The organism is Streptomyces sp. NPDC050418 (assembly GCF_044458745.1).
Taxonomy (GTDB): Bacteria; Actinomycetota; Actinomycetes; order Streptomycetales; family Streptomycetaceae; genus Streptomyces.
On record NZ_JBITIG010000002.1, the window covers coordinates 440,329 to 460,819 of the forward strand.

The window sequence follows — 20,491 nt, forward strand, 5'->3', positions numbered from 1 at the left end:
CCCCCCCTTGAGCCCGCGCACCGCGCCCGGTCACCGCACATGATGAAGGGCATGGCACGCACATCGATCGGCATCACCGTTCCCGACCTGTCCGGGCGCCGCGCCGTGGTCACCGGCGCGAGTGACGGCATCGGACTCGGCATCGCGACGCGGCTGGCTGTCGCGGGGGCCGAGGTGGTCCTTCCCGTACGCAATCCGCGCAAGGGCGAGTCCGCGCTCGCCACGATCCGCGCCGCGGCGCCACGCGCCGAGGTGTCGCTGCGCGCGCTCGATCTGTCCGATCCCGGTTCGGTCGCCGAGCTCGGCGCGACGTTGCGGGCGGAAGGGCGGCCGATCCATCTCCTCATCAACAACGCGGGCGTCATGACACCACCGGACCGGCAGTCGACCGCCGGCGGCTTCGAGCTGCAGTTCGGCACGAACCATCTCGGCCATTTCGCGCTCGCCGCCCATCTGCTCCCGCTCCTGAGCGCCGGCCGGGCGCGGGTGACCTCGCAGGTCAGCGTCGCGGCGAGCCGGGGCGCGGTCAACTGGGACGATGTGAACTGGCAGCGCTCGTACGACGGCATGAAGGCGTACCGGCAGTCGAAGATCGCCCTTGGGCTCTTCGGTCTGGAGCTGGACCGGCGCAGCCGGGCGGGCGGCTGGGGCATCACCAGCAATCTGTCGCACCCGGGCGTCGCCCCGACGAGCCTGCTCGCGGCCCGCCCCGAGGTCGGGCGTGCCAAGGACACACCACAGGTGCGGCTGATCCGGGCGCTGTCGGCGCGCGGGATTCTGGTGGGCACCGTCGAGAGCGCGCAGCTGCCCGCGCTGTACGCCGCCACCTCACCCGATGCCGCGCGCGGCTGCCTGTACGGGCCGAGCGGGCCCGGGCATCTGGGCGGCCCGCCGGCCGAGCAGAAGCTCTATGGACCGCTGCGGAGCGCCGAGGACGCCAGGCGTATCTGGGAAGTGTCTCAGGAGCTCACGAAGGTGGCGTTCGGAACCGAGCTGCGGGCGTAGGCACCAGACCACAGAGGCGTACGCACGGAGGCGCCCTCCCCGTACACAGGGAGGGCGCCTCCGAAAGCCTCGCCGCAGGCCGGCCGCGACTAGCGGATCGGCATCCCCGCCAGCGTCCGGGCGATCACCAGGCGCTGGATCTCGCTCGTGCCCTCGAAGATCGTGTAGATCGCGGCGTCGCGGTGCATCCGCTCCACCGGGTACTCGCGCGTGAAGCCGTTGCCGCCGAGGATCTGGATCGCCTGGGCCGTGACCTTCTTGGCGGTCTCGCTCGCGTAGAGCTTGGACATCGAGCCCTCGGCGTTCTCGAACTTCTTGCCCGTGGTGGCCATCCAGGACGCCCGCCACACGAGCAGACGCGCGGCGTCGATCTGGGTGCGCATGTCGGCGAGCTGGAAGGCGACGCCCTGGTTGTCGATGATCGGGCGGCCGAACTGCGAGCGGGTCTTGGCGTACTCGAGGGCTTCCTCGTACGCGGCGCGCGCCGTGCCGACGGCCATCGCGCCGACGGCGGGGCGGGAGGCCTCGAAGGTGGCCATCGCCGCGTTCTTCACGCGCTCGCCGCCGGTCTTCGCGCGCTCGCGGGCGCGGGCGAGGCGCTCGTCGAGTTTGTCCTTGCCGCCGAGGAGGCAGTGGCCGGGGATGCGGACGTTCTCCAGGACGACCTCGGCGGTGTGCGAGGCGCGGATGCCGTGCTTCTTGAACTTCTGGCCCTGGGACAGGCCGGGGGTGTTCGGCGGCACGATGAAGGAGGCGTGGCCCTTGGAGCCGATCTCGGGGTCGACGACCGCGACCACGACGTGGACGTTGGCGATGCCGCCGTTGGTCGCCCAGGTCTTGGTGCCGTTGAGCACCCACTCGTCCTTGGCCTCGTCGTAGACGGCGCGCGTGCGCATCGCGCCCACGTCGGAGCCGGCGTCGGGCTCGGAGGAGCAGAAGGCGGCGACCTTGACATCGTTGGCGTCGCCGTACATCTGCGGGACCCAGGTGCCTATCTGCTCCTCGGTGCCGTTGGCCAGGACGCCGACGGCGGCGAGGCCGGTGCCGACGATGGACAGGGCGATACCGGCGTCACCCCAGAACAGCTCCTCCATCGTCATCGGGATGCCGAGGCCGGTGGGGTCGAAGAACTGCTGGGCGTAGAAGTCGAGCGAGTAGATGCCGAGCTTCGCGGCCTCCTGGATGACGGGCCAGGGAGTCTCCTCGCGCTCGTCCCACTCGGACGCCGCGGGGCGGATCACATCGGCGGCGAACCCGTGGAGCCAGTCCCTGACCTCCTTCTGCTCGTCGTTCAGCTCCATGGTGAACTCGGCCATGACCCCTCCAGCACTGCGCTGCCCAAGCTGCGCGACCAAAACTGCGGTGAACAGAGAATTGAACAGAAAGTTGTTACTTGCGGTAACGAGAGTCTGTTACTCGCGAGTAAGTGCTGTCAACTCCCGGCAGCCAGTTCGATGCCACAGTGGCCCGGGGTGTTACGTTGCGCGTGCGTCACCGAATCTGCACGGGCGGGGAGTAACTATGGAGACCACTGGGCGGACCGAGCAAGAGCGGTCGGCCGACCGGCGCCGTCGTGAGCTGCTCGAAGCGGCGGACCGGGTGGTGCTGCGGGACGGTCCCGGCGCCTCCATGAACGCCATCGCCGCCGAGGCGGGGATCACCAAGCCGATCCTCTACCGGCACTTCGGCGACAAGGGCGGGCTCTACAAGGCGCTCGCCGTACGGCACACGGACGCCCTGCTCGACGCGCTGCGTGCCGCGCTCGACGCCCCGGCCGGTCGCCGCGAGCGGGTCGAGGCGACCCTCGACACGTATCTCGCCGCGATCGAGACCAACCCGCAGGTCTACCGCTTCCTGATGCACCCCGCCGAAGGCACGACGCAGGCCGATGCCGGCTTCGACGTTGGCCTCCACTCGGCACCGCTGCTGCGCCGCCTCGGCGAGGAACTGGCCCAGGTGATCGAGGAGCGCGTGGACCTCGGCCCGGAGAGCGCGCAGCTCGCGCGCGTCTGGGGGCACGGGATCGTCGGCATGATGCACGCGGCCGGGGACTGGTGGCTCGGTGAACGGCCTTGCTCCCGGGCGGAGTTGGTACGGAGCCTGGCGGACCTGCTCTGGGGGCGGCTGGCCGCCGCGGGCGACCGGGTGGGCGGGCCCGGGTTCTAGGGCCGGACTCCTGGGCCGTAAGGCCGGACTACTGCGCCGGGGATCCCCACGGAGCCCGGCGCGCCTGACGCAGGACCCGTCCCCGCCGGAAGCGGTCCAGACGCTGCGGGTACACCATTCCGTCGAGGTGGTCGCACTCGTGCTGCAGACAGCGGGCGAAGAAGCCCGTGCCCTGGATCCTGACCTCCTCGCCGCGGCGGTCGACGCCCTCCACCACCGCGTAGTCGAACCGGGGTGTCCCGGCTTCGAGGCCGGGCAGCGACAGACAGCCCTCGGCGCCACGGACGGTGACACCGCCCGTCTCGACGAGGCGCGGGTTGATCACATGGCCGAGGTGGCGGTTGTCCTCGTCGTCGGGGCAGTCGAAGACGAAGACCCGCAGGCCGACGCCGACCTGGTTGGCCGCGAGGCCCACACCCGGCGCCGCGTACATCGTCGCGAACATGTCCTCGATCAGCCGGTCGAGCTCGGGGCCGAACTCGGTGACCTCCGCGCAGGGGCGGTGCAGGACCTCCTCGCCGAGCAGGGTCATCGGCCGTACACGTCCCGAGCTGCCCGGGAGGGAACCATGTCGCATCCCGTAAGCGTACGTTTCGGGGAAGACCGCCTGCGCGCACCGTGCCTGGTGGTGGCGCCGTGCGGGGCCGCCGGGGGATCTCGGTAGGCTGACCCGGACCAGTGCCGAAGGCAGGCGCGGCGCCGGATGCAAGGAGGAGCAGGACCCCATGTCACAGCCACAGGCAGGACACCCGGGCAGCGCGGAGCCGCTGTCGCCCCGGTCGAAGCTCGCCGTGACGGCCGGCAAGGCGGCCGCGGCGGTGTCGCGGGCCGCGGGCCGTGGCAGCGGATCGGTGATCGGCGGCCGGGTGGCGCTCAAGCTCGACCCCGACCTGCTCGGCCGGCTCGCCACGCACCTCGATGTGGTGCTCGTCTCGGCGACCAACGGCAAGACCACCACGACCCGGCTGATCGCCGAGGCGCTGCGCGCCGCGGGCCCGGTCGTGTCCAACGCACTCGGCGCGAACATGCCGGCGGGCATCACCTCGGCGCTGGCCGGCGGTTCGGACGCCAAGTTCGGTGTGATCGAGGTCGACGAGAAGTACCTCGCGGGCGTGGCCCGTGACGTCTCCCCCAAGGCCATCGCGCTCCTCAACCTCTCGCGCGACCAGCTCGACCGCGCGGCCGAGACCCGGATGCTCGCCGAGAAGTGGCGCGAGGGCCTGTCCGGCTCCAAGGCCGTCGTGATCGCCAACGCCGACGACCCGCTGATCGTGTGGGCCGCCTCCTCCTCGCCGAACGTCGTCTGGGTCGCCGCGGGCCAGGAGTGGAAGGACGACGCCTGGTCGTGCCCCTCCTGCGGCGGTGTGATGCAGCGCCCCGGCGACGACTGGTTCTGCGGCGAGTGCGGCTTCCGCCGTCCGCAGCCGAGCTGGGCACTGTCCGGCGACTACGTGCTCGACCCGCACGGCTCGGCCTGGCCCATCCACCTGCAGCTGCCGGGCCGCGCCAACAAGGCCAACGCCGCCACCTCGGCCGCCGTCGCCGCCGTGTTCGGTGTGCCGCCGCAGGTCGCCCTGGAGCGGATGTACCAGGTCCAGGCCGTCGCGGGCCGCTATGACGTGGTGAGCTTCCTCGGCCGTGACGTACGCCTGCTGCTCGCGAAGAACCCGGCCGGCTGGCTGGAGACCTTCTCGCTGATCGACCCGCCGCCGACCCCGGTGATCCTCTCGGTGAACGCGCGGGGTGCCGACGGCACCGACACCTCCTGGCTGTGGGACGTCGACTACACGCGGCTGGCCGGCCACCCGATCTTCGTGATCGGCGACCGCCGCCTCGACCTCGCGGTCCGCCTCGAGGTCGCGGGCCTCGACTTCCGCGTCTGCGACACCGTCGACGAGGCCGTGCAGACGGCGCCGCCCGGACGGATCGAGCTGATCGCCAACTACACCGCCTTCCAGGACGTACGCCGCCGCGTCGGCAACTGACCCGCGTAAGGACTTGAGGAACATGAGCGACAACAGCCTGCGCCTGGTCTGGGTCTACCCCGACCTGCTCTCCACGTACGGCGACCAGGGCAACGCCCTCGTCGTCGAGCGCCGTGCCCGTCAGCGCGGACTCAACGTCGAGCGCTACGACGTCCGCAGCGACCAGGCGGTGCCGACCTCCGGCGACATCTATCTGATCGGCGGCGGCGAGGACCGGCCGCAGCGGCTCGCGGCCGAGCGGCTGCGCCGCGACGGCAATCTGCAGCGCGCGGCCTCCAACGGCGCGATCATCTTCTCGGTGTGCGCCGGCTACCAGATCCTCGGCCACGAGTTCATCAACGACCTCGGCCAGCGCGAGCCCGGCCTCGGTCTGCTCGATGTGATCTCCACGCGCGGCGAGGGCGAGCGCTGCGTCGGCGACGTGCTCGCCGACATCGATGCCCCGCTCGGGCTCCCACAGCTGACCGGCTTCGAGAACCACCAGGGCATCACGCACCTCGGCCCGTCCGCCAAGCCGTTCGCGCACGTGCGGCTCGGCAAGGGCAACGGCACGGGGGACGGCACCGAAGGCGCGTACAACGACACGGTGTTCGGCACGTACATGCACGGTCCCGTGCTCGCGCGGAACCCGCAGATCGCCGATCTGCTCCTGAAGCTGGCGCTCGACGTGAACGCGCTGCCGCCCACCGACGACCGGTGGTACGAGGCGCTCCGCAACGAGCGGATCGCGGCCGCGACGCAGCCCGCCTGAGCGCAGGAACGCTCGGATGCAATCGTAGGGAACTCCAACGTCCGCCCAGCGGACCCGATTCGGCCCCGTCACTTCCCACTAGTAGGGTGACGGGGTCTTGTCGTCGGACAGCGTGGTCCGGCCATCCGCCCACGTTGCAAAGGTTCTTGGGCCATGCGTATTGGTGTCCTCACCTCCGGCGGCGACTGCCCCGGCCTGAACGCCGTGATCCGTTCGGTCGTGCACCGCGCCGTCGTCGACCATGGCGACGAGGTCATCGGCTTCCACGACGGGTGGAAGGGTCTCCTCGAATGTGATTACCGCAAGCTCGACCTGGACGCGGTCAGCGGCATCCTCGCCCGCGGCGGCACCATCCTCGGCTCCTCGCGGGTGCGGCCCGAGCATCTGCGGGACGGCGTCGAGCGGGCCAAGGGGCATCTGGCCGACCTGGGTCTCGACGCGATCATCCCGATCGGCGGCGAGGGCACGCTGAAGGCGGCCCGGCTGCTCTCCGACAACGGGCTGCCCATCGTGGGCGTGCCCAAGACGATCGACAACGACATCGCTGTCACGGACGTGACCTTCGGCTTCGACACGGCTGTGGGCGTCGCCACCGAGGCGCTCGACCGCCTCAAGACCACCGCCGAGTCGCACCAGCGCGTCCTGATCGTCGAGGTCATGGGCCGGCACACCGGCTGGATCGCGCTCAACTCCGGCATGGCGGCCGGCGCGCACGCGATCGTCGTGCCCGAGCGGCCCTTCGACATCGAGGAATTGGCGGCCCGCGTGGGCGCACGCTTCGAAGCGGGCAAGAAGTTCGCGATCGTGGTCGCCGCCGAGGGCGCCAAGCCCCGGGCGGGCACGATGGAGTTCGACGAGGGCGGCAAGGACATCTACGGTCACGAGCGCTTCGCCGGGATCGCCCGTCAGCTCTCCATCGAGCTGGAGCAGCGGCTCGGCAAGGAGGCGCGGCCCGTCATCCTCGGTCACGTGCAGCGCGGCGGTACGCCCACCGCGTACGACCGTGTCCTCGCCACGCGCTTCGGCTGGCACGCCGTGGAGGCCGTGCACCGCGGCGAGTTCGGGATGATGACGGCGCTGCAGGGCACCGACATCGTGATGGCCCCGCTGGCGCAGGCCGTCGAGACGCTGAAGACGGTTCCCGAGGCGCGCTACGCCGAGGCCGAGTGCGTGCTCTGAGCGACCGCCGTTCCGTGGAGGCGTGCGCACTCTGAGCTCCGCCGCTTCGCAGAAGTGACCGCCCCCGGCCGCAGACGTGGCCGGGGGCGGTTCTACTCTGGTGCGGACAACGGGCACGAATCAGGAGTCAGCGGATGGATCACAGCGGACACGGCACGATGGTGGATCTGCCGCCGTTCACGCTGGGGCGGGGGCTGCAGCCGTCGTTCGACGCGTTCTTCCTCATCTCCTGCCTGCTCGCCCTGCTCCTGTACGGGTACGGCGTGCTGCGGCTCGTGCGGCGCGGCGACTCCTGGCCGATCGGCCGGAGCGTGTCCTTCGTCATCGGCGTCCTGACGATCGCTCTGGTGACCTGCACGAACCTCAATGACTACGGCATGGTCATGTTCAGCGTGCACATGGTGCAGCACATGGTGATCAGCATGCTGTCGCCGATCCTGCTGCTGCTCGGCGCCCCGATCACCCTCGCGCTGCGCGCGATGCCGGTGGCGGGCCGGGGCCGCAAGGGGCCGCGCGAGCTGCTCCTGATGCTGCTGCACAGCCGCTACATGAAGGTGGTCACGCACCCCGCGTTCACCATCCCGATGTTCATCGCGAGCCTCTACGGGCTGTACTTCACGCCGCTGTTCGACTTCCTGATGGAGTCCAAGCCGGGGCACATCGCGATGATGGTGCACTTCCTCGCGGTGGGCCTGGTGTTCTTCTGGCCGATCATGGGCGTGGACCCGGGTCCGCACCGCCCCGGCTACGTGATGCGGATGCTGGAGCTGTTCGCCGGTATGCCCTTCCACGCCTTCTTCGGGATCGCGCTGATGATGGCGTCCCAGCCGATGGTCGGCACGTACATGAACCCGCCGGCCTCGCTCGGCATCGACGCACTCGCCGACCAGGAGGCGGGCGGCGGTATCGCCTGGGCGTTCAGCGAGATCCCCTCGGTGGTCGTCCTGGTGGCGCTGATGTTTCAGTGGCGCAAGTCCGAGGAGCGCGAGGCCCGGCGCAAGGACCGCGCCGCCGACCGCGACGGCGACAAGGAGCTGGAGGCGTACAACGCCTATCTGGCCTCGCTGAACGCACGCGGTCAGCAGTCCTAGCGGCCGCGTCCGAACCCCCGCAGAATGACCCGAAACCAACGGCGCCGGACGGGAACTCCTCCCCCGCGTCGCCCGTTGGACCCAGTGAAGCCCCGCAGCGTCCCCCGTCTGCGGGGCTTCACCAGTTGCCGAGGACCTTGCTGGTACGGATGGGGCCGATCTTCGCCGAATGCTGGCGGGAACCACCTCCGACAAGGGACGATGGCCTCAAGGAGGCAGCCCGGGCATATGCCCCGGCCTGGCGTGAGGAGGGTGTCGCGATGCCCGGAACCACGAAGGCGATGGGTGTGATCACCGTCGCAGGGCTCGTCAGTGTGACGGCCTACACGGTGGCGCTCGGCAGTAACGGCTGGCTGTGGTTCGGCTGGGTCGTCCTCGGGCTGATCACGGTGGCCATGGTGATGTCCCGTAATTCCTGAGGCCGCGCGGCGGCGGCCGCGACCGGTCAGTTTTCGAGAAGCGGGGTCCGCGGGAGCGCGGCTAGCTTGGGCTGCATGACTACTGAAGGAATCGCCGTCGTCCTGCACCCCGTCGCCGACCTCACGAAGGCCAAGGCGGTCTACACCGCGCTGATCGGCGTCGCGCCGGTCGTGGACGGTCCGTACTACGTCGGATACGAGGCCGGCGGCCAGCACGTCGGACTGGTGCCGGGCGGTGGCCCGCAGGGCCTGACCGCGCCGGTCGCTTACTGGAAGGTCGCCGATCTGGCGGCGAAGCTCGCGGAACTCACGGCCGCCGGGGCGAGCGTCACGGAAGAGCCGCACGAAGTCGGCGGCGGCCGTATTGTGGCCGCCGTGACCGACGTCGACGGGAATGTCCTCGGTCTCCTCCAGGACTGACAGCACTACAGGAAGCCGGGGAACGAGCAGACATGGCCACGCGGAAGAAGACGCAGTCGCCCGCGGTGCACGCGGCCGACACCCACGACATGATCCGGGTGCACGGCGCGCGTGAGAACAACCTCAAGGACGTCAGCATCGAGATTCCCAAGCGCCGGCTCACGGTGTTCACCGGTGTCTCCGGTTCCGGGAAGTCCTCCCTCGTCTTCGACACGATCGCCGCGGAGTCGCAGCGGCTGATCAACGAGACGTACAGCGCGTTCGTGCAGGGCTTCATGCCCACGATGGCGCGGCCCGAGGTCGATGTCCTGGACGGTCTGACCACCGTCATCAGCGTCGACCAGCAGCGCATGGGCTCCGATCCGCGCTCGACCGTGGGCACGGCCACCGATGCCAACGCGATGCTGCGGATCCTCTTCAGCCGCCTCGGCAAGCCGTACTTCGGCCCGCCCGGCGCGTTCTCGTTCAACGTCGCCACCGTCTCGGCGAGCGGCGGCTTCACGGTCGAACGGGGTGCGGACAAGACCAAGACGGAGAAGGTCTCCTTCACGCGCACCGGCGGTATGTGCGTGAACTGCGAGGGACGCGGCAGCGTCTCCGACATCGATCTCGCGCAGCTCTTCGACGATTCCAAGTCGCTCAACGAGGACCCGTTCACCATCCCCACGTACACCGGGGACGGCTGGGTCGTGCGGATCATCCGCGAGTCCGGTTTCTTCGACCCGGACAAGCCGATCCGCCGGTACACGAAGAAGGAACGGCACGCGTTCCTCCACCACGAGCCGACCAAGGTCAAGGTCAACGGCGTCAATCTCACGTACGAGGGTCTGATCCCGAAGATCCAGAAGTCCTTCCTGTCGAAGGACCGCGAGTCGATGCAGCCGCACATCCGCGCCTTCGTGGACCGCGCGGTCACCTTCCAGGTCTGCCCCGAGTGCGACGGCACGCGGCTGACCGAGGGCGCGCGCTCGGCGAAGATCAAGGGGATCTCGATCGCGGACGCCTGCGACATGGAGATCCGGGATCTCGCGGAGTGGGTGCGGAAGCTCAAGGAGCCCTCGATCGCCCCGCTGCTCGCGGCGCTGCAGCAGGCGCTCGACTCGTTCGTGGAGATCGGCCTCGGCTATCTCTCGCTGAACCGTCCGGCGGGCACGCTCTCCGGCGGCGAGGCGCAGCGCGTGAAGATGATCCGGCACCTCGGGTCCTCGCTCACCGACGTCACGTATGTCTTCGACGAGCCGACCATCGGACTGCACCCGCATGACATCCAGCGCATGAACAACCTGCTCCTGCGGCTGCGCGACAAAGGCAACACGGTGCTCGTCGTCGAGCACAAGCCGGAGGCCATCGCCATCGCCGACCATGTCGTGGACCTCGGCCCGGCCGCCGGTACGGGCGGCGGCACGGTCTGCTACGAGGGCGACATCGACGGGCTGCGCGCCAGTGACACGGTCACCGGGCGGCATCTCGACGACCGGGCCGCCGTGAAGGACACGGTCCGCCAGGCGTCCGGCACGCTGGAGATCCGCGGCGCCGGCGCCAACAACCTGCAGAACGTCGATGTCGACATCCCGCTCGGGGTGCTCACCGTCGTCACGGGTGTCGCCGGGTCCGGCAAGAGCTCGCTGATCCACAGTTCGATCCCGGCGGCCGAGGGCGTCGTCTCCGTCGACCAGAGCGCGATCCGCGGTTCGCGGCGCAGCAACCCGGCCACGTACACCGGTCTTCTGGAGCCTGTCCGCAAGGCGTTCGCCAAGGCCAACGGGGTCAAGCCGGCACTGTTCAGCGCCAACTCCGAGGGCGCCTGCCCCACATGCAACGGCGCGGGCGTCATCTACACGGACCTCGCGATGATGGCCGGTGTGTCGACGACCTGCGAGGAGTGCGAGGGCAAGCGGTTCCAGGCCTCGGTCCTCGAGTACAAGCTCGGCGGCAAGGACATCAGCGAGGTGCTCGCGCTGCCCGTGTCCGAGGCCGGGCCGTACTTCTCCGAGGGTGAGGCGCAGATCCCGGCCGCACTGAAGATCGTGCAGCGTCTGCAGGACGTCGGCCTCGGCTACATCACGCTCGGCCAGCCGCTCACCACGCTCTCCGGCGGTGAGCGCCAGCGCCTCAAGCTCGCCACGCACATGGGCGACAAGGGCGGGGTGTACGTGCTCGACGAGCCGACCACGGGTCTGCATCTCGCGGACGTGGAGCAGCTGCTCGGGCTGCTCGACCGACTGGTGGAGTCCGGCAAGTCGGTGATCGTCATCGAGCACCACCAGGCCGTGATGGCGCACGCCGACTGGATCATCGACCTCGGCCCGGGCGCCGGACACGACGGCGGCAAGGTCGTCTTCGAGGGGACGCCCGCGGAGCTGGTGAAGAAGAAGTCGACGCTGACGGGTGAGCATCTGGCGGAGTACGTCGGGGTCTGAGCGGCCCGGTCAGAAGGCGAAGACCGGGTCGGTCGCCGCGCGGCGCAGGCAGTCGTTCGCGTACGTGCGCTCCCAGGCGACGGTCCGGCCAGCGTGCGTGCCGTTCGCGGTGACGGTCACCGGGTCGTACTCCTTGCTGCACACGGGGTCCGTGCCCGGGAGCCGGTCGAGGTCGCCGTCGGCCTTGTCGAGCGCCGCGCAGGCTTCGGCGGCGCGCGGATGGTGGTCGGACGGCTCCGGCGGGCACGCCAGCTCCAGGCCGCGGATCCAGGTGTTGTCCGACCCCGAGACCGTGAGGAAGACACCGGGACGCGGGGCGGGTTCGTCGGCGTGCGCGGGGACGGCCAGGGTGAGGGCCGCGGTGAGCGTGACCAGTGCAGCGGCGCGGGGACGCATCGAACCTCCGGTACGGGGAAGGCTGGCGGGATCTGCGAGGCGTCCCGCCAGCGCACCCGAACCGCGCCGCCGAACCAAGCGGCCGCGCCGTGACGTCCTCCGGAAGAGGACCGGCGGCGCCCCGGGTGCCGCCCGACGTCAGGGGGACGTGTGCTGCGCAACGGGCCGCACGGCTACGGCAAGGTCACCAAGTCCCTGCACTGGCTGGTGTTCACGGCGCTCGCCGTGCAGTTCACCATCGGATACGTCATGGACCCGGACGATGCGGGCCATGGCCGCGGCCGGGGCCGGGGCCGCGGCGAGGGGTCCGGACATGGCCGGGGGCGCGGGCGCGGTGGCGAGGACGGCTATGAAGTCTTCGGCGACGACGCCCTGTTGACCGTGCACGTGGTCCTCGGCGTGACCATCCTCGTACTCGCCGCGCTGCGTCTGCTCTGGCGGGTGTCGACGCCGCTGCCGCCGTGGGCGCCGACCCTGCGTCCGTACGAGAGGGTGCTGGCGACCTGGACGGAACGGGCCCTGCATCTGGCAACGTTCGCGATGCCCGCGACCGGTCTGTGGCTGCTGCTCGGCGGGGACGACGGGGCCGTCGCCCCGCATGTCGCCGCACACGTCCTGTTCTTCGCGGCGCTGACGCTCCATCTGGGCCTCGTCCTCAAGCACCAGCTGCTGCTCCGGGACGGTCTGCTGTCGCGGATGCTGTGAAACTTACGCCGTGCCCCGCCGGGATCTACACTGTGTCGGCTCGGGGCCACCGCACCAGCAGGTACAGCGCCGCGACAACGGAAACGGGGAACAGCCGCCAATGTTCTACTACGTCCTGAAGTATGTGCTGCTCGGACCGCTGCTGCGGCTGATGTTCCGGCCCCGCATCGAAGGGCTCGAGCACGTCCCGGACACGGGCGCGGCGATCGTGGCGGGCAATCACCTCTCGTTCTCCGACCACTTCCTGATGCCCGCGATCCTCAAGCGCCGGATCACCTTCCTCGCGAAGGCCGAGTACTTCACCGGGCCGGGCCTGAAGGGCCGGCTCACGGCGTTCTTCTTCCGCAGCGCCGGGCAGATCCCCGTCGACCGCTCCGGCAAGGAGGCCGGCCAGGCGGCGATCCGCGAAGGGCTCGGGGTGCTCACCAAGGGCGAGCTGCTCGGGATCTACCCCGAGGGCACCCGCTCGCACGACGGGCGGCTGTACAAGGGCAAGGTGGGCGTCGCGGCGATGGCCCTCAAGGCCGGTGTGCCGGTGGTGCCGTGCGCGATGATCGGCACGTTCGAGGCGCAGCCGCCCGGCCAGAAGATCCCCAGCCTGCGGCCGGTCACCATCCGCTTCGGCGAGGCCCTCGACTTCTCGCGCTACGCGGGGATGGAGAACCAGAAGGCCGCGCTGCGGGCGGTGACCGACGAAATCATGTACGCGATCCTCGAACTGTCCGGGCAGGAGTACGTGGACCGGTACGCGGCGGTCGTGAAGGCTGAGGAGCAGGAGGCGGCGAAGAAGTCGCGCCGGATGCCGCTGAGTTAGGGTGAGGGATCACCGCGGATCACGGACGGAAGGCGGGCGCGTGGGCGAGCACGAGCAGTACGGGAAGTTGATCGGGCTGCTCGATGAGCGCGGCGCGCGGTACCGGGTGATCGAGCACGAGCCCGAGGGCGCCACGGAGGCCGTGAGCACACTGCGCGGCAACACGCTCGCGCAGGCCGCGAAGTGCATCGTCGTGATGGTGAAGCTCACGAAGAAGACCAAGGCGTATGTGCTCGCGGTCGTCCCCGGTGACCGGCGCGTCGACCTGGGTGCGGTGAAGGCGCTGCTCGGCGGGGTGTACGCGGGCTTCGCCACGCCCGAGGTGGCCGAGCGTCTTTCCGGGAGCGTCAGCGGCACGATCCTGCCGTTCTCGTTCGACCCCGAGCTGCAACTCGTCGTGGATCCTGCCCTGTTGGAGCACGAGGAGCTGTTCTTCAACGCGGCCCGCCTCGACCGCTCGCTCGCCCTGAGCACCGCCGACTACGTCGCCATCGCGGAGCCGCGGACCGAGGCGATCGCGGGCTGAGGCGTCCTTGGATGCCCGCGCTCACGCAAGGAGCAGCAGCAGCGCTTCGTCCAGGATCCGCCGTACCGCCAGCGCGTCCGCCGCGACGGCGGTGACGAGGGCGGCGGGCCCCGCGAGCGGAGTGAGCGACGCATGGGTGCCCAGCGGCCGCGGCTCGGGCGACTCCTCGGCGAACTCATCGCGTACGACGAGGAGTTGACCGGTCGCCCGCAGGCCCGCCAGCACGGCGGGTCCGTCCCAGCCCGCGAGGGCGCCGGGCCCGCAGGACAGTTCCTGGTCGAGCAGCAGCCGTCCCGCGCGGCGTACCTGGAGACGGCTGGTGAGCCGGCCCGGTGTTTCGCCACTGCGGCCGAGCACCTGCTCCTCGCGGAGTACCAGAACACCGCCCTCGGCGATCTCGGCACGGGTCGTGACGTGCAGATCACTGCCGTGCGCGCTGATCAGCTGCTCGGGAAGCCAGTGCAGGATGGCGCCGCGACCGACTTTCAACCCGACGTCGTAGTAGGCGGGTTCGGTGCGCGGGCCCGGCAGCGCGATGGTCGCGGCGGTCGAGGCGACGTGGAGCCGCGCATGGTCGTCCGCGGTGGCGCGCACCGCGAGCCGGTCGCCGCCGAGCGGGGCGCTCATCGCGCCGACCAGCGCGACCCGCGCCTCACCGGCCACCGTACGGACGCGCCGTACCGCCAGCGGGCCTTCGCCTTCGAGGACGGGCAGGACGGTCGTGCCGTCGGGGCCGGGACATGCGGTGATACGGGCCGTGGCCTCGATACCGGACAGCGAAGGAACGACCTGCGCCGGTGCGGTGCCGAGCATCTCGGTCGTCATGCCTCGGTCCACGCGGCGAGCTTGTTCCGCACCCAGGCCGCCACCTCGGCCACACCGTCCTCGGAGCGCAACGACTGGAAGACCACCGGCAGTTGATCGCGCTGCTCCTTCGCGTCGCGCGCCATCCGCTGCAGATCGGAGCCGACGTACGGCGCCAGGTCGGTCTTGTTGACGACGAGCAGATCGGCGGTGGTGACGCCGGGGCCGCCCTTGCGCGGGATGTCGTCGCCGCCCGCGACGTCGATCACGAAGATCTGGGCGTCGACCAGGCCCTTGGAGAACGTGGCGGTGAGGTTGTCGCCGCCGGACTCGACGAGGACCAGCTGCAGCGGCCCGATCGCCTCCTCCAGGTCCTCGACGGCTTCGAGGTTGGCGGAGATGTCGTCGCGGATCGCCGTGTGCGGGCAGGCCCCGGTCTCCACGGCCGCGATCCGCTCGGGCGGCAGGACGGCCTCACGGAGCAGGAAGTCCGCGTCCTCGCGGGTGTAGATGTCGTTGGTGACGACGGCCAGCGACACCGTGTCGCGCAGGGCACGGCACAGGGCGGCGACGGTCGCGGTCTTGCCGGAGCCGACCGGCCCGCCGAGGCCGATGCGCAGGGCGCGGCGGCTGCCGTCGGGGCGCATGGGTTCGGCGCTGTGGGTGTGGCGTTCGGGATAGGTGCCTGCGTGGTCGAGGTGCATCGGGCAACTCCGTAGCGGTGAAGGGGTGTTACGAGGTCTTACGGGGTCCTCCTACGAGGACGAGGCCCTACGAGGACGAGGTGCTACGAGGCGAAGAGCCGGACCGGCCAGGCGCGGTGCGCCTCGGCGCCGGTCTCCAGGAGCGGTGCGGCGGCCCGCGGCAGCGCGTCCACGCCCACGTCGAGCGCGCGGTGCGCCGCCGCCACGGCGCACCGCGCGCTCTCGTCCATCGCCGGCGCGAGCCGGGCGAGGACCGCGGTGGCCTCGAACGGGTCGAGACCGAGCAGTCGTACGGTCGCTGTGGTCGGTCCGCTGACGCTCTCGTACAGCGCGCAGTACGCGGCGTCCTCGGGCCCGAGTCCCGCCGCCTTCGCGGTGAGCCCGAGCACCACCGGCTGGTGGGCGCCGCGCGGGCGGGCGGCGGCGAGCGCGGAGAGTTCGGGTGAGGGCCAGGTGGCGCGGGCCGCGCGCAGGAGCTGGCGTCCGAGCTTGCGGCCCGCCGTGCGCAGGGCCGCCGAGGGGGTACGGGCGTCGGCGGCCTCGTCGAGTGCGAGCGGGTCGAGCCCGAGCGCGGCCGCGGCGGCGAGGCCCGCCGCGGCCAGACCGGCCGTGGCGAGCCGGCCGCGGCAGAACGCCTCGAGGGACTCCGCGCCCGTGATCCGCCCGGCGGCGACCGCTTCCTCGGCGCCCCCGGAGTGCGCGTGCCCTCCGGCGGGGAAGCGCCCGTCGGCGAGGACGAGCAAGGCGGCTCTGCTCATGGGTGCTCCTCGGGGAGGCGGACCGCGGTCGGGAGTGGGCTCGGCATCGGGACGGGATCAGAAGAGGAAGTACCGCTGGGCCATGGGCAGTTCGGTCGCCGGTTCCGCCTCCACAGCCTCACCGTCGATGGTGACCGCGAAGCTGTCGGGGTCGACGTGCACGGCGGGCCGTGCGTCGTTCTGCCGCATGTCGGCCTTCGTCACGCCACGGGTCGAGCCGATGGCGGTGAACTGCTTGTCCAGGCCGAGCCGTTCGGGCAGTCCGGCGTCCAGCGCGACCTGCGCCACGAAGTTGAACGAGCCCTTCCCGGGCGCCTTGCCGAGCGCACCGAACATCGGACGCGGCAGCACCGGCTGCGGTGTGGGGATGGAGGCGTTGGCGTCGCCCATCTGCGCGTACGCGATCTGGCCGCCCTTGATGACGAGCCGGGGCTTCACCCCGAAGAACGCCGGGTCCCACAGCACCAGATCCGCGAGCTTCCCGCTCTCGACCGAGCCGATCTCGTGGTCGAGGCCCTGCGCCACAGCCGGGTTGATCGTGTATTTGGCGACATAGCGACGCGCCCGGAGATTGTCGGCGCGGGTGTCGCCGGGCAGGAAGCCGCGCCGCTTCTTCATCACGTGCGCGGTCTGCCAGGTCCGCAGGATCACCTCGCCGATACGGCCCATGGCCTGCGAGTCCGAGGAGATGATCGAGATGGCGCCGAGGTCGTGCAGGATGTCCTCGGCCGCGATCGTCGAGGGCCTGATCCGCGACTCGGCGAAGGCGAGATCCTCGGGAACCGCCGGGTTGAGGTGGTGGCAGACCATCAGCATGTCGAGGTGCTCCTCGACGGTGTTGACGGTGTGCGGACGGGTCGGATTGGTCGAGCTGGGCAGGACGTTGGGCTCGGAGACGACCGTGATGATGTCGGGTGCGTGCCCTCCGCCTGCGCCTTCCGTGTGGTACGCGTGGATGGACCGTCCGGCGATGGCGGCGAGCGTGTCGGCCACGAACCCGGCCTCGTTGAGCGTGTCCGTGTGGATGGCGAGCTGGGCGCCGGTCTCCTCGCACACCGTCAGACAGGCGTCGATGACGGCGGGGGTCGCACCCCAGTCCTCATGGATCTTGAACCCGAGGGCTCCGCCCCGGAGTTGGGCGTGCATCGCGTCGCGGGACATCGTGTTGCCCTTGCCGAGCAGGCCGATGTTGAGCGGGGTGGAGTCGAGCGCCTGGAACATCCGCTCCAGATGCCACGAACCGGGCGTGATCGTGGTCGCCTTGGTGCCCTCCGCCGGTCCCGTGCCGCCGCCGACGAGGGTGGTGATGCCGCTCGCGAGCGCCGTGTCGAGCAGGGTCGGCGAGATGAAGTGCACATGGGCGTCGATGGCGCCGGCGGTGACGATCTTCCCGTTGCCCGCGATGACTTCGGTCTCGGGCCCGATCACCAGGTCCGGGTGCACCCCGTCCATCGTGTCGGGGTTGCCCGCCTTGCCGATGCCGGTGATCCGGCCGTCCCGTATCCCGATGTCGGCCTTGACGATGCCCCAGTGGTCGAGGATCACCGCACCCGTGATGACCGTGTCCGGCGCACCCTCGGCGCGCGGCACCCGGGACTGGCCCATGGACTCGCGGATCACCTTGCCGCCGCCGAACACCGCCTCGTCACCGGCGCGTCCGGGGCCGCCCGCGCGGTCCTGTTCGATCTCGATCAGGAGGTCGGTGTCGGCGAGGCGGATCCGGTCGCCGGTCGTGGGGCCGAAGAGGTCGGCGTAGGCGGCACGTGTCAGTTCAGGCATCGAGCGCTCCCGCCGTCTCGCCGCGCAGCCCGGGCACCTGCCGCAGGCCCTTCAGAGGTACGAGTTCCACCTCGGCCGGGATGCCCGGCTCGAAGCGCACCGCGGTCCCCGCGGCGATGTTGAGCCGCTTGCCGTGCGCGGCCGGGCGGTCGAACTCCAGACCCGGGTTCGCCTCGGCGAAGTGGTAGTGGGAGCCGACCTGGACGGGCCGGTCGGCGGAGTTGAGGACGGTGAGCCGGGTGACGTCGAGGCCGGGGTTGAGGACCACGGCTTCTTCGGCGTGAAGGATCTCTCCGGGGATCATCGGCAGGACTCCCCCGTCAGACGATCGGCTCGTGCACGGTGACGAGCTTGGTCCCGTCGGGGAAGGTCGCCTCGACCTGGACGTCGTGCAGCATCTCGGGAACGCCGTCCATGACGTCGTCGCGCGTGAGGACCTTGCGCCCCGAGCGCATCAGCTCGGCGACGGTCCGGCCGTCGCGGGCGCCCTCCAGGACGTGTGAGGTGATCAGGGCGATGCTCTCGGGGTGGTTCAGCTTCACGCCGCGCGCACGGCGCTTGGCCGCGACATCGGCGGCGACATGGATGAGCAGCCGTTCCTGCTCATGCGGGGTCAGTTGCACGCGTGCACCTCACAGTCCTCTTCGTAAGGCGGAGGCAGGTCCGCCCCGCGGGAAGAGGTTGCACGCTAGTGCCGAAGTTTTTCCGTCGCGTTAACTGGCGCCGGGCAGGCTCGGGTCCGGAACCTCCATGCGCATGATGGCACGCAGCCCGTCCTCGAGCTGCTCGAGCTTCACATCCCCGAACAGCGCCTGCTGGGCGAGGAAACCCATCGCCATGGCCATCATCGTGCGCGCCACGTGGTCGGGGTCGACATCGCGGCTCATCAGCCCTTCGGCCTGGTACATCCTGACGACTTCGCTCCACAGAGCCCGCATCCCCACCACGCCCGCACGAAGGTTGGCGGAGAGTTCGCCGTTGCGGAGCGTCTCCGCCCAGACCTGCAGGACGAGTTCGGCGAAGGCCTGCTCGTCTCCCTCGCCCGGTCCGTCGAGTACGCGGCGCAGCACGTGCGAGAGGAACTCGTCGGGCAGGAGCGGGGGACGCAGCTCGGCGGCTTCCGCGAAGGCGTCGCGGATCCCTTCGAAGGCCTCCTGGACGATCGCCTCGATCAGCTCCTCCTTGCCGCTGAAGTAGCGGTAGACCGCCCCGGCGGAGAGCCCCACTTCCTTGAGTACGTCCTGCATGGACGTGGCGTGGAACCCGTTGCGGGCGAAGCAGCGGCGGGCGCCGACGATGATCTGCCGGCGGCGGGCGTCGAGGTGTTCCTGGGATACGCGGGCCATGTCCACAAACTTAAAACGAACATTCCTTCTTGACAAGCGACCGACGCGGCGGGAAAGTGAGGCCACAACGAAAACGAACGATCCTTCTCTTTAAATTCCACCGAAGGAGCACCCCATGTCATCCGCTACACAGACGGGCCCGGCCGCCGCGGACTCCCGCAAGCTGATCGCCGTGATCGTCCTGGTGCCCATGATCGTGGCGCTCGCCCTCTGGGCGTTCGCCTGGCCCAACGCCCGCACCGCACCGCGCGACCTCCCGCTCGGCGTCGCGGGACCCGACACCGCCGTCACCCAGGTCGAGCAGCGGCTGGCCGAGCGGGACGGCGCCTTCGAGGTCCACCGCTACGCCGACGAGGCCGCCGCACGCGAGGCCATCGAGGACCGGACCGTATACGGCGCGGTCGCCGTCAGCGAGCGCGGCCCGAAGCTCCTCGTCTCGACCGCCGCGAGCCCGCTCGTCGCCCAGCTGCTGCAGCAGTCGCTCGCCGGTGCGCCCGACGGGGCACCGGTCCAGGCCGACGACGTGGTGCCGGCGCCTGCCGCCGATCCGCGGGGCAGCGTGCTCAGCGCCAGCGTGCTGCCGCTCGCCATCGCCGGGGTCGCGGCCGGCGCGCTGGTGACGATGATGGGGCTGCGCGGGGCACGGGCCGTGCTCGGCCTGGTCGGTACGGCCACCCTGGTCGGCATCGTCGCCGCGGCCCTCGCGCACAACTGGCTCGGGGCGCTCACCGGCGACTGGTGGACCGAGGCCGGCGTCCTCGCTCTGTCGGCGCTCGCGGTGAGTGCGACGGTCGCGGGACTCGCGGCCCTCATCGGTCCGGCCGGTATCGGCCTCGGCGGCCTGCTCGTGGTCCTCATCGGCAACCCGTTCTCCGGCGTCGGCTCCGCACCCGAGATGCTGCCCGAACCGGCCGGATTCCTCGGCCAGTTGCTGCCGCCGGGGGCGGGCGGAACGCTGCTGCGGTCGGTCTCGTTCTTCGACGGCGCGGGGGCGGCGGTCCCGGCCCTCACTCTCGGCGCGTGGGCCCTGGCGGGTCTGACGCTGATCCTGATCGGCGGCGCCCGCCGGCGCCCCGCACGCCCCGGCGAGGACACGGCCGCCCAGGTCACCCCGCAGCCGGCCCCGGCCGCCTGACGGCACTCCGCTTCGGCCCCACTCCCCGAACCGGTTCGGACTCCCCACAGAACGACCGTGCACCCTCGACGTAGCGGACGAGGGTGCA

Annotated in this window: 23 protein-coding genes; 13 read left to right on the forward strand and 10 right to left on the reverse strand. The window is 70.7% G+C overall.

What is annotated here, in order from left to right:
- Positions 1-51 precede the first annotated feature (51 nt).
- The gene (locus ACIBI4_RS06275; RefSeq protein ID WP_399202436.1) at positions 52-1,005 is read left to right on the forward strand and encodes an SDR family oxidoreductase; all 954 of its coding nucleotides are present in this window, start codon (positions 52-54) and stop codon (positions 1,003-1,005) included.
- An 89-nt stretch (positions 1,006-1,094) separates the two neighbouring features.
- Here ACIBI4_RS06275 and ACIBI4_RS06280 read toward each other — a convergent pair whose 3' ends face one another.
- Complete coding sequence (locus ACIBI4_RS06280; RefSeq protein WP_399202437.1) at positions 1,095-2,321, reverse strand: acyl-CoA dehydrogenase family protein; 1,227 nt, start codon at positions 2,319-2,321, stop codon at positions 1,095-1,097.
- A 205-nt stretch (positions 2,322-2,526) separates the two neighbouring features.
- On the opposite strand from ACIBI4_RS06280, the gene ACIBI4_RS06285 reads away from it, so the two are divergent.
- Positions 2,527-3,171 (forward strand): TetR family transcriptional regulator, encoded by a 645-nt coding sequence (locus ACIBI4_RS06285; protein WP_399202438.1) that lies wholly within the window; start codon positions 2,527-2,529, stop codon positions 3,169-3,171.
- Positions 3,172-3,199: 28 nt separating this feature from the next.
- On the opposite strand, the gene def is transcribed toward ACIBI4_RS06285, so the two are convergent.
- Complete coding sequence (gene def / locus ACIBI4_RS06290) at positions 3,200-3,748, reverse strand: peptide deformylase (RefSeq protein WP_399202439.1); 549 nt, start codon at positions 3,746-3,748, stop codon at positions 3,200-3,202.
- A gap of 148 nt (positions 3,749-3,896) precedes the next feature.
- Between def and ACIBI4_RS06295 the strand changes: the two genes are divergently transcribed.
- The 7 genes from ACIBI4_RS06295 (at position 3,897) to ACIBI4_RS06325 (ending at position 11,436) form a co-directional block, all read left to right on the forward strand.
- Positions 3,897-5,156 (forward strand): MurT ligase domain-containing protein, encoded by a 1,260-nt coding sequence (locus ACIBI4_RS06295; RefSeq protein WP_399202440.1) that lies wholly within the window; start codon positions 3,897-3,899, stop codon positions 5,154-5,156.
- Between the two features lie 22 nt (positions 5,157-5,178).
- A complete protein-coding gene (locus ACIBI4_RS06300) occupies positions 5,179-5,907 on the forward strand; it encodes a type 1 glutamine amidotransferase (protein WP_399202441.1) in 729 nt (242 codons plus the stop codon).
- Positions 5,908-6,060: 153 nt separating this feature from the next.
- Complete coding sequence (locus ACIBI4_RS06305) at positions 6,061-7,086, forward strand: 6-phosphofructokinase (protein WP_399202442.1); 1,026 nt, start codon at positions 6,061-6,063, stop codon at positions 7,084-7,086.
- A gap of 134 nt (positions 7,087-7,220) precedes the next feature.
- Positions 7,221-8,177, forward strand: a complete 957-nt coding sequence (locus tag ACIBI4_RS06310) for a cytochrome c oxidase assembly protein (protein ID WP_399202443.1) — start codon at positions 7,221-7,223, stop codon at positions 8,175-8,177.
- Between the two features lie 260 nt (positions 8,178-8,437).
- A complete protein-coding gene (locus ACIBI4_RS06315) occupies positions 8,438-8,596 on the forward strand; it encodes a hypothetical protein (protein WP_399202444.1) in 159 nt (52 codons plus the stop codon).
- A gap of 75 nt (positions 8,597-8,671) precedes the next feature.
- A complete protein-coding gene (locus ACIBI4_RS06320; protein WP_399202445.1) occupies positions 8,672-9,016 on the forward strand; it encodes a VOC family protein in 345 nt (114 codons plus the stop codon).
- 32 nt (positions 9,017-9,048) lie between these two features.
- Positions 9,049-11,436: an ATP-binding cassette domain-containing protein gene (locus ACIBI4_RS06325; protein WP_399202446.1), complete on the forward strand. Its 2,388-nt coding sequence runs from the start codon at positions 9,049-9,051 to the stop codon at positions 11,434-11,436.
- A 9-nt stretch (positions 11,437-11,445) separates the two neighbouring features.
- On the opposite strand, the gene ACIBI4_RS06330 is transcribed toward ACIBI4_RS06325, so the two are convergent.
- Positions 11,446-11,832 (reverse strand): SSI family serine proteinase inhibitor, encoded by a 387-nt coding sequence (locus ACIBI4_RS06330; protein WP_399202447.1) that lies wholly within the window; start codon positions 11,830-11,832, stop codon positions 11,446-11,448.
- Between the two features lie 150 nt (positions 11,833-11,982).
- Here ACIBI4_RS06330 and ACIBI4_RS06335 point away from each other — a divergent pair, with 150 nt between their 5' ends.
- The 3 genes from ACIBI4_RS06335 (at position 11,983) to ACIBI4_RS06345 (ending at position 13,877) form a co-directional block, all read left to right on the forward strand.
- Entirely contained in the window at positions 11,983-12,537 is a 555-nt protein-coding gene (locus ACIBI4_RS06335; RefSeq protein ID WP_399202448.1) for a cytochrome b, read from the forward strand.
- A 100-nt stretch (positions 12,538-12,637) separates the two neighbouring features.
- Positions 12,638-13,351, forward strand: a complete 714-nt coding sequence (locus ACIBI4_RS06340; RefSeq protein ID WP_399202449.1) for a lysophospholipid acyltransferase family protein — start codon at positions 12,638-12,640, stop codon at positions 13,349-13,351.
- Positions 13,352-13,391: 40 nt separating this feature from the next.
- Entirely contained in the window at positions 13,392-13,877 is a 486-nt protein-coding gene (locus tag ACIBI4_RS06345; protein WP_399202450.1) for a YbaK/EbsC family protein, read from the forward strand.
- 21 nt (positions 13,878-13,898) lie between these two features.
- Here ACIBI4_RS06345 and ACIBI4_RS06350 read toward each other — a convergent pair whose 3' ends face one another.
- The 7 genes from ACIBI4_RS06350 to ACIBI4_RS06380 form a co-directional block, all read right to left on the reverse strand.
- The gene (locus ACIBI4_RS06350) at positions 13,899-14,702 is read right to left on the reverse strand and encodes an urease accessory protein UreD (protein ID WP_399202451.1); all 804 of its coding nucleotides are present in this window, start codon (positions 14,700-14,702) and stop codon (positions 13,899-13,901) included.
- Positions 14,699-15,385 (reverse strand): urease accessory protein UreG, encoded by a 687-nt coding sequence (gene ureG, locus ACIBI4_RS06355; RefSeq protein WP_399202452.1) that lies wholly within the window; start codon positions 15,383-15,385, stop codon positions 14,699-14,701. The genes ACIBI4_RS06350 and ureG overlap by 4 nt, the downstream gene beginning before the upstream one ends.
- An 83-nt stretch (positions 15,386-15,468) precedes the next feature.
- Positions 15,469-16,143, reverse strand: a complete 675-nt coding sequence (locus ACIBI4_RS06360) for an urease accessory protein UreF (RefSeq protein ID WP_399202453.1) — start codon at positions 16,141-16,143, stop codon at positions 15,469-15,471.
- 57 nt (positions 16,144-16,200) lie between these two features.
- Positions 16,201-17,922: an urease subunit alpha gene (locus ACIBI4_RS06365; RefSeq protein ID WP_399202454.1), complete on the reverse strand. Its 1,722-nt coding sequence runs from the start codon at positions 17,920-17,922 to the stop codon at positions 16,201-16,203.
- Positions 17,915-18,226 carry an urease subunit beta gene (locus tag ACIBI4_RS06370; protein ID WP_399202455.1) on the reverse strand — a complete coding sequence of 104 codons (312 nt, stop codon included), beginning with the start codon at positions 18,224-18,226 and terminating at the stop codon, positions 17,915-17,917. The genes ACIBI4_RS06365 and ACIBI4_RS06370 overlap by 8 nt, the downstream gene beginning before the upstream one ends.
- Before the next feature lie 16 nt (positions 18,227-18,242).
- Positions 18,243-18,545: an urease subunit gamma gene (locus ACIBI4_RS06375; protein WP_399202456.1), complete on the reverse strand. Its 303-nt coding sequence runs from the start codon at positions 18,543-18,545 to the stop codon at positions 18,243-18,245.
- A gap of 90 nt (positions 18,546-18,635) precedes the next feature.
- The gene (locus ACIBI4_RS06380) at positions 18,636-19,268 is read right to left on the reverse strand and encodes a TetR/AcrR family transcriptional regulator (protein WP_399202457.1); all 633 of its coding nucleotides are present in this window, start codon (positions 19,266-19,268) and stop codon (positions 18,636-18,638) included.
- Between the two features lie 115 nt (positions 19,269-19,383).
- Here ACIBI4_RS06380 and ACIBI4_RS06385 point away from each other — a divergent pair, with 115 nt between their 5' ends.
- A complete protein-coding gene (locus tag ACIBI4_RS06385; protein ID WP_399202458.1) occupies positions 19,384-20,403 on the forward strand; it encodes an ABC transporter permease in 1,020 nt (339 codons plus the stop codon).
- Positions 20,404-20,491 lie beyond the last annotated feature (88 nt).

What these genes read in the sequence shown, in the direction of transcription:
- ACIBI4_RS06275 (WP_399202436.1), top strand. Translation starts at nt 52, where the DNA reads ATGGCACGCACATCGATCGGCATCACCGTTCCCGACCTGTCCGGGCGC.
- ACIBI4_RS06280 (WP_399202437.1), bottom strand. Translation starts at nt 2,321, where the DNA reads ATGGCCGAGTTCACCATGGAGCTGAACGACGAGCAGAAGGAGGTCAGG.
- ACIBI4_RS06285 (WP_399202438.1), top strand. Translation starts at nt 2,527, where the DNA reads ATGGAGACCACTGGGCGGACCGAGCAAGAGCGGTCGGCCGACCGGCGC.
- def (WP_399202439.1), bottom strand. Translation starts at nt 3,748, where the DNA reads ATGCGACATGGTTCCCTCCCGGGCAGCTCGGGACGTGTACGGCCGATG.
- ACIBI4_RS06295 (WP_399202440.1), top strand. Translation starts at nt 3,897, where the DNA reads ATGTCACAGCCACAGGCAGGACACCCGGGCAGCGCGGAGCCGCTGTCG.
- ACIBI4_RS06300 (WP_399202441.1), top strand. Translation starts at nt 5,179, where the DNA reads ATGAGCGACAACAGCCTGCGCCTGGTCTGGGTCTACCCCGACCTGCTC.
- ACIBI4_RS06305 (WP_399202442.1), top strand. Translation starts at nt 6,061, where the DNA reads ATGCGTATTGGTGTCCTCACCTCCGGCGGCGACTGCCCCGGCCTGAAC.
- ACIBI4_RS06310 (WP_399202443.1), top strand. Translation starts at nt 7,221, where the DNA reads ATGGATCACAGCGGACACGGCACGATGGTGGATCTGCCGCCGTTCACG.
- ACIBI4_RS06315 (WP_399202444.1), top strand. Translation starts at nt 8,438, where the DNA reads ATGCCCGGAACCACGAAGGCGATGGGTGTGATCACCGTCGCAGGGCTC.
- ACIBI4_RS06320 (WP_399202445.1), top strand. Translation starts at nt 8,672, where the DNA reads ATGACTACTGAAGGAATCGCCGTCGTCCTGCACCCCGTCGCCGACCTC.
- ACIBI4_RS06325 (WP_399202446.1), top strand. Translation starts at nt 9,049, where the DNA reads ATGGCCACGCGGAAGAAGACGCAGTCGCCCGCGGTGCACGCGGCCGAC.
- ACIBI4_RS06330 (WP_399202447.1), bottom strand. Translation starts at nt 11,832, where the DNA reads ATGCGTCCCCGCGCCGCTGCACTGGTCACGCTCACCGCGGCCCTCACC.
- ACIBI4_RS06340 (WP_399202449.1), top strand. Translation starts at nt 12,638, where the DNA reads ATGTTCTACTACGTCCTGAAGTATGTGCTGCTCGGACCGCTGCTGCGG.
- ACIBI4_RS06350 (WP_399202451.1), bottom strand. Translation starts at nt 14,702, where the DNA reads ATGACGACCGAGATGCTCGGCACCGCACCGGCGCAGGTCGTTCCTTCG.
- ureG (WP_399202452.1), bottom strand. Translation starts at nt 15,385, where the DNA reads ATGCACCTCGACCACGCAGGCACCTATCCCGAACGCCACACCCACAGC.
- ACIBI4_RS06360 (WP_399202453.1), bottom strand. Translation starts at nt 16,143, where the DNA reads ATGAGCAGAGCCGCCTTGCTCGTCCTCGCCGACGGGCGCTTCCCCGCC.
- ACIBI4_RS06365 (WP_399202454.1), bottom strand. Translation starts at nt 17,922, where the DNA reads ATGCCTGAACTGACACGTGCCGCCTACGCCGACCTCTTCGGCCCCACG.
- ACIBI4_RS06370 (WP_399202455.1), bottom strand. Translation starts at nt 18,226, where the DNA reads ATGATCCCCGGAGAGATCCTTCACGCCGAAGAAGCCGTGGTCCTCAAC.
- ACIBI4_RS06380 (WP_399202457.1), bottom strand. Translation starts at nt 19,268, where the DNA reads ATGGCCCGCGTATCCCAGGAACACCTCGACGCCCGCCGCCGGCAGATC.
- ACIBI4_RS06385 (WP_399202458.1), top strand. Translation starts at nt 19,384, where the DNA reads ATGTCATCCGCTACACAGACGGGCCCGGCCGCCGCGGACTCCCGCAAG.